Source organism: Nocardia sp. GCM10030253, assembly GCF_042675075.1.
GTDB lineage: Bacteria > Actinomycetota > Actinomycetes > Mycobacteriales > Mycobacteriaceae > Nocardia.
Genome location: NZ_JBHTDL010000008.1, coordinates 243,950 through 257,255, shown reverse-complemented (window position 1 = coordinate 257,255; position 13,306 = coordinate 243,950). Strand labels below are relative to the sequence as shown.

Genomic DNA, 13,306 nt, shown 5'->3' with positions numbered 1-13,306 from the left:
GACCACGCAAGGCTTGGAACACCGCGAATCCTGCGGTTATCCACAGGGATTCGCGGTGACTAACAGGACAGTCTCAGGACTTGTCGCTGTCCTTGCCGAGGTCGGGACCGTCGGAATCGGACTCGCCCGATGCGGCCCGCTTGCGTTCGGCCTCGTCGCGTTCGCGGGCCTCGGTCGCCGCCAGCTGGGCGATCGGATCGTCGAATGCGGCGGTGCCGCCGCCGATCACCGAGTCGATGAAACCGGCGGGGGAGTCCAGGTCATCGGAATCCGGCAGCAGGTCCGGGTGCGCCCAGACGCCGTCCCTGGCCTCCATACCCGCGTCGGCGGTCAACCGCCGCCACAGCGCCGCCGCCTCGCGCAACTTGCGCGGCCGCAGCTCCAGGCCGACCAGGGTCGCGAAGGTCTGCTCGGCGGGGCCACCGGTGGCGCGGCGTCTGCGCAGCGTCTCGGCGAGTGCGCCGGCGCCGGGCAGGCGATCGCCCACCGCCTCGGTGACGACGACCTCGACCCAGCCCTCGATCAGCGCGAGCAGCGTCTCCAGTCTTTCGAGGGCCTGCTTCTGCTCCGGGGTGGTCTGCGGTTCGAAGGTGCCCTGCGACAGGATCTCCTCGAGTTTCGACGGATCGCTCAGCGACATCGGATCGATGCCCTGGGCGGCCTGCTCGAGCGCGGAGAAGTCCATCTTGATGCCGCGCGCGTAATCCTCGACCGCCCCGAGCACCTGCTGGCGCAGCCACGGGACGTGGCCGAACAGCCGTTGATGGGCCGCCTCACGGGCGGCGAGGAACACCAGGATCTCGCTCTCCGGCTGCTCCAGTCCGGCGCTGAACTCCGAGATCGCCGCGGGCAGCAGCGCCGCAGTGCCACTGGGTCCAAGCGGGAGACCGATATCGGTGGAGGTCAGCACCTCCCTGGCCAGCTGCCCGAGCGCCTGCCCGAGCTGCGATCCGAAGGCGAGCCCACCCATCTGGCTGAGCATCCCCACCATCGGACCAGCGAAGTCCCTTGCCTCTTCGGGCAATTGCGAGGTCCACATGCCCGAGATCTGCTCGGCTACCGGATCGCACAGCCGCTTCCAGGTCGGCAGCGTCTCCTCGATCCAGTCGTTGGCCGTCCACGCCACCGTCTTGGTCGCACCGGCAGGCAGCGTGGTCGCACCATCGAGCCACACCTCGGCCAGGTGCGCGGCATCTGTCACCGCGCTGGCCGCACCCGAGGTCAACGGGGTCAGGCTGGATCCGAGCTGCTGGCGGGCCAGCCGCTTGGCGACGTCGTAGTTCACCGGACCGGCCTGCGCCGAACCCGGCTGGCCCATCCCGCTGAGCATCTGCCCGAGCGAGGTCAGCATCTGCCCGAGTTGCGCCGGGTCGAAGCCGCCTGTGCCGGGCCCACCTATGCCGAACGGATTGTTTGCGTCGGGACCGCCCGGCTCCTCGCCACGCTTGCGCGCGTCGTCGTCATCGCGATTCGAGAATCCGAAGGGGAGGTCGCTCATACCCCTTACGTTACGCGTGCGGGATAGGGGCCTTGTGTTCGCGCGTCGCGAAATCGGAGGACACCCGAACGTGGTAAATGCATGCCTCTGCCGCCCATCGGCGCGGGCGATCACTACTGTGGTCGAGGTGAATCGACGGATCCTCACCCTGGTCGCCGCTCTGATCCCGGTGCTCGTGCTCGGTGTCTCGGGCACCGTGTTCACCGTGCCGTTCGTCGCACTCGGACCCGGGCCCACGTTCAATACGCTCGGCGAGGTCGAGGGCAAGCCGGTCGTCGATGTGCAGGGCGCCGTGCTCGACCCCACCACCGGACATCTGAACATGACCACTGTTTCGGTGCGCGACGGGCTGAATATCTTCGAGGCATTCGGTTACTGGGTCAGCGGTGAACACGGCCTGGTGCCGCGCGCCGAGGTGTATCCACCCGGGGTACCGCGTGAGCAAATCGATAAGTCCAACCAGCAGGACTTCAAGGACTCCGAGGGCAACGCCGAGGTTGCCGCACTGCACTATCTGAACCTGCCGACCGTGGTGCTGGTGCGCAAGGTCGGCGATGACGGCCCGGCCAAGGACGTGCTGGCCGCTGGTGACGAGCTGATCAGCATCAACGGCGCACCGACAAGCACACCGAAGGACGTGGTGGCCGCCGTGTCCTCGCAGCAGCCGGGCAACCGGATCACCGTGGTGTATCGGCGCGACAATGCCGAGCAGACCGTAATCATCACCCTCGCCGCCCGCCCGGACGACGCGGCCAAGGGCTACCTCGGCCTGACACCGACCGAAGGTGCGCGCCCGCCCATGGAGGTCACCTTCAACCTTGCCGATATCGGCGGCCCCTCGGCCGGGCTGATGTTCAGCCTCGCGCTGATCGACAAGCTCTCACCCGGTGAACTCGACGGCGGCAAGTTCGTCGCGGGCACCGGCACCATCGACCAGGAAGGAAAGGTCGGCCCGATCGGCGGCATCCAATACAAGATGATGGCCGCCCGTGACGCGGGTGCGGAGACCTTCCTCGTCCCAGCGGCCAATTGCAACGAGGCCAAGCAGCGCATCCCCGACGGGCTGCGTCTGGTGAAGGTCGAAAATCTCAACGGCGCGGTCACGTCGCTCAACGACATCAACGCAGGCAAGCAGACCGTCTCCTGCGGCTAGCCAGTGGTTACTCGAACGTCTGGTGCAGGGCTTCGATGACGTTGGGCGCGAGATTCGGGTAGGTGCGCAGGTCGAGGTCGCCGAAGTCTTCGGAGTCGTCCTCCGGGCGCACCTGCAGCAGTGCCAGTGACGTGCCCTCGCGAAGGACCGCCGCGAACAGCCGCGCTTCGCGGCGTTCCGGATGCGCTTCGGCGGCGGCGCGCGCGGCCGCATCGGCGGCGTCGTGATCGGCGAGTAGCGGGGCGAGTGCGTCGTCGAGGGTGCTCTCGGCGTCCGGCGGGAGCACCACGATCTCCTGCACCAGCACGCAGCCCTCGACGGCGTCGGGCCAGCTGGTGGTCGCGAGGAACTCGTCGAGTGCCATCGACCCGCCGGTCACGTCGTCCGGAAAGGATTCCTGGGCAACGGGAGTGAGCTCATTGCCGTCGTCGAGCTGATCGACGAGCCCCGGTTCGGCCGCGACCAGATCGGCGGTGCGCACCAGCGCGAACATCTGCGGCGGGTTCCCCCAGCCCTCGGCGTCCACGAATTCCGCCACCTCCCGGACGCAGCGGGCGAGGACGAGTTCGGCGTGCAGGTCTTCGGTCACGCAGACATCCAATCAAACGATCGGTCGATCGCAGACCGCCGGTCCGGCTAAGCCGCAGCCTTCTGGTCTGTGCGATTGCGGCCCTGCGGTCCGATTGGTGTCCGATTCCGTAGAGTGGGCGCTGAACAGGTCCGCAAGGACCATCTGCAACATCGGACTGCGGCGCATCAACCGAAATATCGGTGCGAGTGCCGCCGGACCTTGGAGAGTGGCATCGTGGGCATGCGGCCCCCCACCGGCTTACCTTCGTTGTCCCGACGCAGCCGTGTGCTGCTGGTGGCGGCCATTATTGTGGCAGCGCTGCTTTTGTTGGGACCACGACTGACCGACACGTATACGAACTGGTTGTGGTTCGGCGAGGTCGGTTTCCGCGGCGTCTATCTCACCGTTCTGCGCACCCGAGTCCTGTTGTTCGTGGTGGTCGCGGTGTTCGTCGGTCTTGTTGTCTGGCTGGCGCTGTTGCTCGGCTACCGGACCCGGCCGGTGTTCATCCCGGTGGTGGGCCCGAACGACCCGATCGCGCGCTACCGCACCACCGTGATGAGCAGGCTGAAGCTGTTCGGCATCGGCATCCCGGTGTTGCTCGGCGTGCTGTCCGGACTGGTGGCGCAGTCGAATTGGGTCACTGTGCAGCTGTTCCTCAATGGCGGCTCGTTCGGGCAGAAGGATCCGCAGTTCAATCTGGACGTCGGGTTCTACGCGTTCGATCTGCCCTTCTATCGCATGGTGCTGAACTGGTTGTTCGTAGCCATTGTCATCGCCTTCTTCGCCAGCCTGGTGACGCACTACGTCTTCGGTGGTCTGCGCCTTACCGGCAGGGAAGGCACGCTGACCCGTCCCGCGCGCGTCCAACTTGCCGTGCTTGCCGGGCTTTTCGTGCTGCTCAAGGCGATCGCGTACTGGTTCGACCGCTACGAACTGCTCTCCAGCAGCCGCAAGGAGCCGACCTTCACCGGTGGTTCCTTCACCGACATCAATGCCGTGTTGCCCGCCAAGCTGATCTTGCTTTCCATCGCGGTGATCTGTGCGGTGGCCTTCTTCGCGGGCATCGTGCTGCGTGATCTGCGGGTCCCCGCGATGGCGGCCGCACTGCTGGTGCTGTCGTCGATCCTGGTCGGGGCGGTGTGGCCGCTCGTTGTCGAGCAGTTCTCGGTGCGCCCGAACGCTGCCGACAAGGAAAGCGAATACATCGAACGCAATATCGCCGCAACCAGGCAGGCGTTCGGCATCACCAACGACAAGATCGACTACAAGGACTACAAGGGCGAGAGTAGGAAGAACCCCTTGGACGTCCCGGTCGACGCGGCGACTATCGGCAATGCCCGGCTGCTCGATCCGAACATCTTGTCGCCCACCTTCACTCAGCTGCGGCAGCTGAAGAACTTCTACGGCTTCCCCGAGTCGCTCGATATCGACCGCTACAACATCGACGGCGATATCCAGGATTACATCGTCGCGGCCCGTGAGCTGTCCCCGGCGGCGCTGAGCGGCAACCAGACCGACTGGATCAACCGTCACACCGTCTACACCCACGGCAACGGTTTCGTCGCCGCCCCGGCAAACCGAGTCAACAAGCCGCAGTCCGACGATCCCACCAATGCGGCCGGCGGCAGCAGCGACAGCGGCTACCCGATCTTCATGGTGAGTGACCTGTTCACGCCGACGGACAAGCAGCGGATCAAGGTCGAGCAGCCGCGCGTGTACTACGGCGAGCTGATCTCACAGTCGAATCCGGACTACGCCATCGTCGGCTCGACGGAGGGGCAGCGTCCGCGCGAATACGACTCCGACACCGCGCAGTACACCTACACCGGCAAGGGTGGTGTGCCGATCAGCAACTGGTTCACCCGGTTGGCGTTCTCAGCCAAGTACGCCGAGCGGAATATCCTGTTCTCCTCGGCCATCGGCGACGACTCCAAGATCATCTTCAATCGCAGCCCGCGTGATCGGGTGCAGAAGGTGGCGCCGTGGCTGACGACGGATGGGAACGCCTATCCGGCGGTGGTCGAAGGCCGGATCCAATGGATCGTCGACGCGTACACCACCTTGGACAACTACCCCTACGCGCAGACCACTTCGCTGGAGGGCGCGGTCGAGGACAGCATCGACCAGAAGACCGGTCGACTGCTGCCGCGCAAGGAGGTCAGCTACATCCGTAACTCGGTGAAGGCCACCGTCGACGCCTACGACGGCACGGTGAACCTGTACGAGGTGGATTCCTCCGACCCGGTGTTGAAGGCATGGCGCGGCGTGTTCCCCGGCGCGGTCAAGCCGGAGAGCGAGATCTCGCCGGAGTTGCGGGCGCACTTCCGCTATCCGGAGGATGTGTTCAAGGTGCAGCGCGAGATGCTGACCAAGTACCACGTGGACGATCCGCGAGAGTTCTTCACCAACAACGCATTCTGGTCCGTGCCGAGCGACCCGACCATCGAGGGCGGCACCTTCAACCAGCCGCCGTACTACGTGCTGCTCGGTGATCAGCAGACGAACAAGCCGGTCTTCAATTTGACCAGCGCGATGGTCGGCTACAACCGTCAGTTCTTGTCCGCCTACATCTCGGTGCGGTCGGATCCGGACGGCTACGGCAAATTCACGATTCTGCGATTGCCCACCGACACGCAAACGCAGGGTCCGCAGCAAACGCAGAACACGCTGACGACAGCACCGGAAGTGTCGGCGGAGAAGACACTGCTGTCGAATTCGAACAAGATCAAATATGGCAACCTGCTGACATTGCCGGTTGCCGACGGCGGAATCCTTTATGTGGAACCGCTGTACAACGAACGAAATACCGGGCCGAATACGTCGACCTTCCCGCAGCTGCTCCGAGTGCTGGTGAGCTACCGCGATGAAGCGGGCAGCGTGAAGGTCGGCTACGCGGCGACCCTGGCCGAGGCGCTGAATCAGGTGCTACCCGGATCCGGTTCGCTGGCAACACCATTCGGTGGTGACCCGGCGTCGAGGCCGAAGCCCGGCACCGCGCCACCGCCGGTCGAGGGCAGCACACCGCCACCGCAGACCGCCGGCACCACCCCGCCGCCGGGCGGCGTCACTCCGCCATCCGGCTCCTCGCCCGCCAAGGACGCGGCGGCGGCGGAGCTGAACCGGAAGATCGAGAACGTGCGTAATGCCATGCGCACGGGCAACTTCCAGGACTTCGGCAAGGCGCTCGACGAACTGGATGCCGCGGTGAAGGCCTACCAGGACGCCGGTCGCTGATCTCGTCCGAACACAACAACGGCCCTGCCACCCAACCGGGTGACAGGGCCGTTGGCTATCGGTCGGTCTCGACTACACGAGAACGGCCCCGTCGCCCGAGCGGGTGACGGGGCCGTTCTTTGCATTAGATCCCGAGTAGAAACGGAGATCAGCGGAACAGCGAGTTGATCAGGCCGCTGTTCTGCTCGAGCACTGCCTGGTACTGGTCCTGGACGCCGGCCTGCTTGGCGAGCTCGTCGCCCGCGCTCTTGGCCTGGTCGACGACGGTTTTGGCATTGTCGATGGTCGGGGCGGCGACGGCAGGGGCGGCGGGCTCCGGCTCGACGGCGGGCTCGACATCCGCGGACTGGCCGTCGCTGAGGTAGGCGCCGCACGTCGGCCAGGCACCGACGCCCTGGGTGGCGAGCACGTTCTCCGCGACGCGGATCTGCTCGGCCTTGCTGGCGGTGTGCGCCGAGCCCGCACCGCCGTTGGCCGCCCAGGTGCTCTGCGAGAACTGCAGGCCGCCGTAGTAGCCGTTTCCGGTGTTGATCCCCCAGTTGCCACCGCTCTCGCATTGTGCGACGCCGTCCCAGTTGTGGGTGGGCGCGGCTGAAGCGGTCGCGGTGGAAAGACCGAACGGTACTGCAACGAGAGCGCCGGTGACGGCCACGAAGCCGAGGGCGCGGGTGCTGAACTTCCGGTTCTGAGACATAGTATTTTCCCTCCCTGCGCCCGCCAACGCGGCCAAAATCTGCCGTGTCCCTGTCCCCAGGAGTCGGGGATCCTCGAACCGCGGGACAGGGTCACCGGTGTTCGGCGGTTCGAGTTCGTGCCCATCACGTTTGATCCGGGCCGTGGACACGACGGTAACGAAGAATTCTCAACAGATCACGTCTTGATAACGCTCGTATTGTATGAAGCGAATGGCATGCATTTCGATGTTTGCGCTGGTCGCTAATGTCGTTTGAATGGATTCTGGGCGGTCAGTTATTGTGCCGTGATGTGCCTGAGATCACAGCGAAATAGTGATCCGAGTCACGTTTGAAGGGCTTGATGAAGGGGTGTCGCGTGCGTGCATTCCCTCGGAGGCGCCATCCCGAACATCGGAACGAACTTGATCCTGGATTGCCGTGGGCTGCGTCACTGGGCGACCTCGTTCACCCACCTCTCGGGTGGCCCGATGCCGCTGACCTGCGCAAACGCCTTGCCTTGGGGTCGATTTGGCATCTAGGCGCAGACGTGTGTAATGTTGTGTTTACCGACGCGGGGTGGAGCAGCTCGGTAGCTCGCTGGGCTCATAACCCAGAGGTCGCAGGTTCAAATCCTGTCCCCGCTACTAGGGACAATGGCCCGGAACATATGTTCCGGGCCATTTTTCTTGGCCCCTCGAGGGCATCTTTGGGAATCTTGGCCAGGCTCGGGATTCCGAGTCTGTCACCGCCGGGTTCGGTTTGGTGACGCCCAGTAGACAGGTTGGTCCACAAACCGCTGCGTCCTGGTCTATTCCGGGCAGACACCCAAAACCTCTGGCCTGTAGTCGAACTCAGGCAGTACGCCGTCCAGGTGTGCCGGTCGAGCGGCGGATCTTGGTACGGGCGACGAGTTCGATCGTTACTGCGACGGCGCAGGATTGGGCGAGTAGCAGGGCGATCAGCACCAGGATTTGCACGGCGCCTGCCTGGATGGCGGAACCGCTGGCGATAAGGACACCGACGAAAGCGCCGGGGAGGGTGACCAGGCCGACGGTGCGGGTTTGGTCGACGCCGGGGAGCAAGGCGTCCGAGGCGGTCGGCCGGACTATCTCCAATCGCGCGTCGCGTTCGCTCAGTCCCAGGCTCAGCCCTGCTTCGACCTCACCCCGCCGCTGCTCGATCGCGTCGAGTGCCCGCCTGGCCGCCAGCGAGGTCGCGGTCATCGTCCCGCCGAGCACGATGCCGCCGATCGGGACCATGGCCACACCCGCCAGGGGGACGACGCCACTGATGAGCAGCAACGGCAGCACACTGCCGAGTCCGCAGGCGATCGCCGATCCCAGCCACGCCGCCGACCTCCCGGCGTTCGCACGCCGTGCCGATGTCGCCACGGCCGCACCGAACATCACCGTCAGCACCACGATCGACGACCACAGCTGTGCGAGCGCGGCGGCAAGCACCAGCGCGACAACCGTCAACTGTGCCGCCCCGCGCAATGCCGCACGCGGCACGATCGCCACCTCACCCAGCCCGGCAGCCAGATACACCACCACCGTGCCCGCGACCATCATCGTGCACACCACGGCCAACCCGAGGCCGGGCGCGATCACCCCGTTCCTGTCATGTCCACCTGCCCATTGTGATGAACCCCGGCCGACCTGGGCGATCTACGCGATTTCCCAGGTGTCGCGGACACGTTCGCCCTGCCAGGGCAGGAGTCTGTCGAGATCCCACACGTGATTGCGTGGTTTTGTGACGTCGTGCCCTGCGATGTCGAGGTAGCGAACCGGTTTGCGCCCGATGCCGAGCGTCACCGGCGCATAGACGGCCCGGATCGCGGCTCGGAATTCCATCACGAATCCCACCGCCTGCGAGTGCAGAATGCCCGCACGCACCGATTCCAGTTGCGCCGCTTCGCATCCAGGATCCTGCCAAGTGCCGTCGAGGTGGTCCGCAAGCGCGGCAGCCTCCTCGAGGACGGTCGCGGGCACTTCGGGCCAATGCAGCAGCAGATGTCCGATGCCGCCGTCGCTTGTCAGGCCGAGTAGGCAACTCGAATTCCACACCGGGTGTCCGTTGATCCGGCGTCGCAGCCGTCCGTATCGGACGCCGGGCTCGGCGGGTTCGGGTGCGGCTATCCCCGTGCCGCCGTGGTAGCTCGCGACCTGCGCGTATTCCCGAACGATGTCACGTTCGCCGACCTCGTCGCGCGGTATACCGAGACGAGCTGCCACCGCGTCGCATTCGGCGAGGAGGGCGTCGTCGGAACCTCGATAGTCCGCGCCACGGCCCGTTCCGAACGCCGAGTTCTGCACGAAATAGGTGCGGGAATCGAGGCGCTGACTGAAAAGCAGGTCATCGCTTCGGATCCCGACGGTATTGCCCACGATCCCGCTCGCGCCGTCGATCCGCAGGCCGAGCAGTTCGGCGAGGCCGGTCAGTCGTTCGAGTTCGGGCGATCGCTCGCCGCCATCAGGGGCGGTCATGTCGACTCCTCGGCTGCCTCGTCATCATGCGGTGCGCCATTTCCAGGCGAACCACGCCGCCGGATAGTTGAACAGGCTGTGCACACCGATCGTTTCGTGATCGCGGTGCCAGATGGCGTCGCTGCGTGAGGTTCCCGCGGCAAGGGCCACTGCCGAACACCCTGGTTGGATGTCCTCGGTTCCAGCGTTCATCCACGCGTCGCCCACCGAGTAGTGCGGGAAGAACGGATGCATTCCCGTCGCGTACAGCGCGAACAAGAATCCGCGATCCGGGCTGTCCAGTGTGTCGGCAGCCGAGTTACCGGAATGGCCCAGTGCGATATGCAGACCCTCGAACACCGGGAACCACGAATTGGCCAGCGCCACCAGGTCCATCGAGCAACCGGCATCGATCACCGCGTACTGCAGCCCCGAACGGAGGGTGTTCCCCCAGCGCACCTCGCGACCGATCGTGACGATGTCGGACCGCCCGCTCGTGCTGCAGACAGAAAGAAAGTCGGGGTCCGTCGCGGTGGGTGTGCTCTGACATCTCCCGTGACCACAGAAGAGATAGAGCTCGGCGAGGTCACTGCCGCCCTGCGGCTCGCGATCACCCGCTCCCGCTTCGCGGAAGTCCGAACCCCACACATCCGCGTTCTCCCATCGGGCGAAGACCTGGTGGCCTGCCTGCAGGAAGATAGCCGCAAAGCTGCGCGCCTCGTCGAAGGTGGCGGGCAGATCAGGCCCATCGCAACCACTCGCGGCGTATCTGCTCACCGCCCCGGTCGAGAATCGCATCGCTGATCTCCCTTCCGTGCTCGCACCATCGTGTCGCCGCCGCCCTCCTGCGACGCGAGTAATTACCTACCCGAACGTTCGGTCGGGGGCACAGCACCGCCGCGAGTAGTGCCGACTCGCCCGCGGCCACTACCAGAGGTACGGGATCGGGCCGATGTTGGTTCGATTACGGCCGCTGACCTGGTGCGGCCCACCGGGGAGACCCGGCTGCTTGCGCACCGTTCGCATCCGGACCGCACCACGTCGACATCGCAGCAGCCAACGCCTGAGGAACTGTCGAGGCGTCCGGACACGTCGATGAACCGTGCGCCGCCGGGGAACGTGAGGTGAGGGAGATACTTGGGCCGGTACCGCCGCGGCGGTCGAGAACCGAGGAGATGCCCTCATGTCGACGATCAACGGTCTGCCCGCCCATGTGCTGTTGGTTCATGTGATCGTGGTGTTCGTGCCGTTGACCTCGGCGCTGCTGATGTTGTCCGCGCTATGGCCCGCGGCGCGTCGTCGGCTGATCTGGCTGGTCACCGTGTTTGCCGCGGTGACCGTCGCGCTGACACCGCTCACCACCGACGCGGGCGAATCGTTCCAGCAGCGGCTCGGCTCGTCACCCGCCATCGAAACCCACGCCGACCTCGGCAGGACGATGATCTACTTCGTCGTCCCGCTGCTGCTGGTCAGCGCCCTGCTCATCGTCGTGCACCTGCGCGAACAACGCGAGAAGCCGCCGACCCGCGTCATCACCGCGGTGATCGCCGTGCTGGCGATCGGCTGCGGCATCGCGGCCATCACGCAGGCGTATCGAGTCGGCGACTCCGGCTCCCGCGCCGTGTGGGGCGCCCAGGTCGACACCACATTGTTCTCAACGCTCTAGCCTGGCGGGTGCCGACCGGTCAGGCGGGGGAGACCAGTCCGTGTTTGTGGGCGTACACGACCGCGTGGATCCGGTCGCGGACACCGAGTTTGGCGAGAATGCGGGAGACGTGGGTCTTTACCGTCTCCTCGCCGACGCCGAGTATCGCCGCGATCTCGGCATTGCTGCGCGCGTCGGCGAGCAGGAGCAGCACTTCTCGCTCACGGGCGGTGAGTCGCAGTACCTCCGGCGGACTGCGGGGCGGGGTGAGGTTGTGTGCGAACCGCGACATCAGGCGGCGGGTCATCGACGGATTGATCAGGGCGTCGCCGCGAGCGGCGATTCGGATCGCGGCCACGAGTTCTTCCGGTGACAGGCTTTTCGCAGGAAGCCGCTCGCGCCTGCTTGCAGGGCACGGTTGGCGTCGCTGTCATAGGTGGTGAGCACGAGAGCATAGGTGCCGCCCGTCGCGACGATGGACTCGGTGGCGGCGAGCCCGTCCCCGCACATCGAGGATCGCGACATCCGGTCGCAGCCGGGCGGTTTCGGCAATGGCCCTTGCTTACCTCGGCGACACTGTCGAAATCTGCTTGGCTGTCGACGAAGAGCTGGTGGGTGTGGGTGCTCGGGTTGGTTGTCACGGATTTCTGCTACCGGATGTCCGCTGGTGCCCTGCTTTTCAGGGCGGTGGTGAAGGCGGACGCGGGAGTCCGCGCGGCGGGCAACGCGAGGTTCGAGATCACAGCCGGTCGGAAGCTGCGGTTGCCGAAGATCGGCGACATTCCAGTGCGTTGGTCGCGGGAGTTGCCGTCAGATCCGTCTTCGGTGACCGTGATCAAGGACGCGAGCGGCAGGTATTTCGCGTCGTTCGTGGCCCCGCCCCATGAGCTGGCGGGAATGATCGGCGATGTCCGCAACGCCGAAACCTGGAGGGGCCGATTCGGTTACGTATTCGGGCCGCCCGGATGGGCCGAAAAGGTAACCGGCACTGAGCCGGAACCCCGGGCGGCGTCGGCCGACGCCACTCTGGTCGCCGAATCTACTGCCGCGGCGTGATCCCGGCGAAATCGAGCGGCATCGCCGCCGGACCGCGCAGGTTGACGTGCGCGCGGTACGGCGGCGGATCGATGATGCACCTGGGTGATTGATTGACCGGGTTTCGTCCTGATCGAGCTGGTGCTCAGGCGTCGGTGAATACCCGGATCGCCGTGATTCGCGTTGCGCCCATGGCGAACTCGATGACCGCGACACCGTGGATATTCCCGAGCTCGATACTGGCGGTGACGCTGCGACCGGCGGCGATCATCTTGTCCCACCGCATGCCCCGGGCCCGGTTGGTGAACTCCTCTACCGAGACGGGCGTTCCTGCGGGCAGTTCGATGACGGTGTTGTGGTCGAGCAGGCGGCGGACCCGGCTGATGTCGGTGGCGGCGGCGGCCGAAAGAACACTGTTCGCAGCGCGTTTGCCCGCTCGGCCGACTCCGAAGAGGGCCTGCGTCATTCCGATGGCGCCGTCGAGACCCTGATTGACGATCAGTTGCGGGCCGAGTTTCAGCGCGGCGCCAAGGCCGGGTACGCCGGTGCGCAGTAGCTGCACGATCATCGCGGCCAACTCCCAATGCGCGGCCAGTCGGGTGATCTTCCAGGTTCCGTCTTCCTCGACGAGGTCGTAGCGCAGGTGCATCGGGACGACGACGGTGGCGCCGGTCGACATGGTCGTCTTGATCATCAGGTCGCGCACCACTGTCGGCGGGCTGACGAAGTCGTGATCGACTTGGAAGGTGATGGTGTTCGGGCCGATGAAGGTGTCGTAGAAGCGCTCGATCGCGGATCGGCCGATGTGCGGCCGCGAGCCGACCGGGTCGTTGACGACGGCGTCGGTGCTGAACAACCCGACCCAGGCCGCGCGGTCATGTGCGGCGACGGCGCGCGGTGAGGCCTGTACGGCGGCCAGCAGGTCGGCGGCCGTCGGATCCAGCGGCATGACAGTTCCTCCGTTGTCGCGGGTCGTGACTCGAACACATGGTAGAACATGTTCTAATTTTGGCGTCGGAAGTCAGCAG

13 protein-coding genes and 1 tRNA gene are annotated in these 13,306 nt (G+C 65.6%); 5 read left to right on the top strand and 9 right to left on the bottom strand.

The window, feature by feature from the left end:
* Positions 1-73 precede the first annotated feature (73 nt).
* Positions 74-1,498, bottom strand: a complete 1,425-nt coding sequence (locus tag ACFQZZ_RS19720) for a zinc-dependent metalloprotease (RefSeq protein ID WP_378682552.1) — start codon at positions 1,496-1,498, stop codon at positions 74-76.
* A gap of 127 nt (positions 1,499-1,625) precedes the next feature.
* Here ACFQZZ_RS19720 and ACFQZZ_RS19715 point away from each other — a divergent pair, with 127 nt between their 5' ends.
* Complete coding sequence (locus tag ACFQZZ_RS19715; RefSeq protein ID WP_378682550.1) at positions 1,626-2,651, top strand: PDZ domain-containing protein; 1,026 nt, start codon at positions 1,626-1,628, stop codon at positions 2,649-2,651.
* Positions 2,652-2,658: 7 nt separating this feature from the next.
* Here the strand turns inward: ACFQZZ_RS19715 and ACFQZZ_RS19710 are convergent, their stop codons facing one another.
* Positions 2,659-3,240, bottom strand: coding sequence for a PPA1309 family protein (locus ACFQZZ_RS19710; RefSeq protein WP_378682548.1), 582 nt, complete (start codon positions 3,238-3,240; stop codon positions 2,659-2,661).
* A 216-nt stretch (positions 3,241-3,456) separates the two neighbouring features.
* On the opposite strand from ACFQZZ_RS19710, the gene ACFQZZ_RS19705 reads away from it, so the two are divergent.
* Complete coding sequence (locus tag ACFQZZ_RS19705) at positions 3,457-6,459, top strand: UPF0182 family protein (protein ID WP_378682546.1); 3,003 nt, start codon at positions 3,457-3,459, stop codon at positions 6,457-6,459.
* A 148-nt stretch (positions 6,460-6,607) separates the two neighbouring features.
* On the opposite strand, the gene ACFQZZ_RS19700 is transcribed toward ACFQZZ_RS19705, so the two are convergent.
* Positions 6,608-7,153 carry a transglycosylase family protein gene (locus tag ACFQZZ_RS19700; RefSeq protein WP_378682544.1) on the bottom strand — a complete coding sequence of 182 codons (546 nt, stop codon included), beginning with the start codon at positions 7,151-7,153 and terminating at the stop codon, positions 6,608-6,610.
* 550 nt (positions 7,154-7,703) lie between these two features.
* On the opposite strand from ACFQZZ_RS19700, the gene ACFQZZ_RS19695 reads away from it, so the two are divergent.
* Positions 7,704-7,777: transfer RNA gene (locus tag ACFQZZ_RS19695), tRNA-Met, on the top strand.
* A 207-nt stretch (positions 7,778-7,984) separates the two neighbouring features.
* Here the strand turns inward: ACFQZZ_RS19695 and ACFQZZ_RS19690 are convergent.
* The 3 genes from ACFQZZ_RS19690 to ACFQZZ_RS19680 all read right to left on the bottom strand — a co-directional run bounded on the left by ACFQZZ_RS19690 (position 7,985) and on the right by ACFQZZ_RS19680 (position 10,396).
* Positions 7,985-8,704, bottom strand: a complete 720-nt coding sequence (locus tag ACFQZZ_RS19690; protein WP_378683148.1) for an ABC transporter permease — start codon at positions 8,702-8,704, stop codon at positions 7,985-7,987.
* Between the two features lie 96 nt (positions 8,705-8,800).
* Positions 8,801-9,619 carry a hypothetical protein gene (locus ACFQZZ_RS19685; protein WP_378682541.1) on the bottom strand — a complete coding sequence of 273 codons (819 nt, stop codon included), beginning with the start codon at positions 9,617-9,619 and terminating at the stop codon, positions 8,801-8,803.
* A gap of 24 nt (positions 9,620-9,643) precedes the next feature.
* On the bottom strand, positions 9,644-10,396 hold the full coding sequence (locus ACFQZZ_RS19680; protein ID WP_378682539.1) for a DUF6345 domain-containing protein: 753 nt from the start codon (positions 10,394-10,396) through the stop codon (positions 9,644-9,646).
* A 385-nt stretch (positions 10,397-10,781) separates the two neighbouring features.
* On the opposite strand from ACFQZZ_RS19680, the gene ACFQZZ_RS19675 reads away from it, so the two are divergent.
* Positions 10,782-11,264, top strand: a complete 483-nt coding sequence (locus ACFQZZ_RS19675) for a DUF2231 domain-containing protein (protein ID WP_378682537.1) — start codon at positions 10,782-10,784, stop codon at positions 11,262-11,264.
* A 19-nt stretch (positions 11,265-11,283) separates the two neighbouring features.
* On the opposite strand, the gene ACFQZZ_RS19670 is transcribed toward ACFQZZ_RS19675, so the two are convergent.
* Positions 11,284-11,601 (bottom strand): response regulator transcription factor, encoded by a 318-nt coding sequence (locus tag ACFQZZ_RS19670; protein ID WP_378682535.1) that lies wholly within the window; start codon positions 11,599-11,601, stop codon positions 11,284-11,286.
* On the bottom strand, positions 11,562-11,768 hold the full coding sequence (locus ACFQZZ_RS19665) for a hypothetical protein (RefSeq protein ID WP_378682533.1): 207 nt from the start codon (positions 11,766-11,768) through the stop codon (positions 11,562-11,564). The genes ACFQZZ_RS19670 and ACFQZZ_RS19665 overlap by 40 nt, the downstream gene beginning before the upstream one ends.
* Positions 11,769-11,900: 132 nt before the next feature.
* On the opposite strand from ACFQZZ_RS19665, the gene ACFQZZ_RS19660 reads away from it, so the two are divergent.
* On the top strand, positions 11,901-12,299 hold the full coding sequence (locus tag ACFQZZ_RS19660) for a hypothetical protein (protein ID WP_378682530.1): 399 nt from the start codon (positions 11,901-11,903) through the stop codon (positions 12,297-12,299).
* A gap of 124 nt (positions 12,300-12,423) precedes the next feature.
* Here the strand turns inward: ACFQZZ_RS19660 and ACFQZZ_RS19655 are convergent, their stop codons facing one another.
* Positions 12,424-13,227, bottom strand: coding sequence for a nuclear transport factor 2 family protein (locus tag ACFQZZ_RS19655; protein ID WP_378682528.1), 804 nt, complete (start codon positions 13,225-13,227; stop codon positions 12,424-12,426).
* Between the last annotated feature and the right edge of the window lie 79 nt (positions 13,228-13,306).

What these genes read in the sequence shown, in the direction of transcription:
- ACFQZZ_RS19720 (WP_378682552.1), bottom strand. Translation starts at nt 1,498, where the DNA reads ATGAGCGACCTCCCCTTCGGATTCTCGAATCGCGATGACGACGACGCG.
- ACFQZZ_RS19700 (WP_378682544.1), bottom strand. Translation starts at nt 7,153, where the DNA reads ATGTCTCAGAACCGGAAGTTCAGCACCCGCGCCCTCGGCTTCGTGGCC.
- ACFQZZ_RS19690 (WP_378683148.1), bottom strand. Translation starts at nt 8,704, where the DNA reads ATGATGGTCGCGGGCACGGTGGTGGTGTATCTGGCTGCCGGGCTGGGT.
- ACFQZZ_RS19685 (WP_378682541.1), bottom strand. Translation starts at nt 9,619, where the DNA reads ATGACCGCCCCTGATGGCGGCGAGCGATCGCCCGAACTCGAACGACTG.
- ACFQZZ_RS19680 (WP_378682539.1), bottom strand. Translation starts at nt 10,396, where the DNA reads ATGCGATTCTCGACCGGGGCGGTGAGCAGATACGCCGCGAGTGGTTGC.
- ACFQZZ_RS19675 (WP_378682537.1), top strand. Translation starts at nt 10,782, where the DNA reads ATGTCGACGATCAACGGTCTGCCCGCCCATGTGCTGTTGGTTCATGTG.
- ACFQZZ_RS19665 (WP_378682533.1), bottom strand. Translation starts at nt 11,768, where the DNA reads ATGTCGCGATCCTCGATGTGCGGGGACGGGCTCGCCGCCACCGAGTCC.
- ACFQZZ_RS19660 (WP_378682530.1), top strand. Translation starts at nt 11,901, where the DNA reads ATGTCCGCTGGTGCCCTGCTTTTCAGGGCGGTGGTGAAGGCGGACGCG.
- ACFQZZ_RS19655 (WP_378682528.1), bottom strand. Translation starts at nt 13,227, where the DNA reads ATGCCGCTGGATCCGACGGCCGCCGACCTGCTGGCCGCCGTACAGGCC.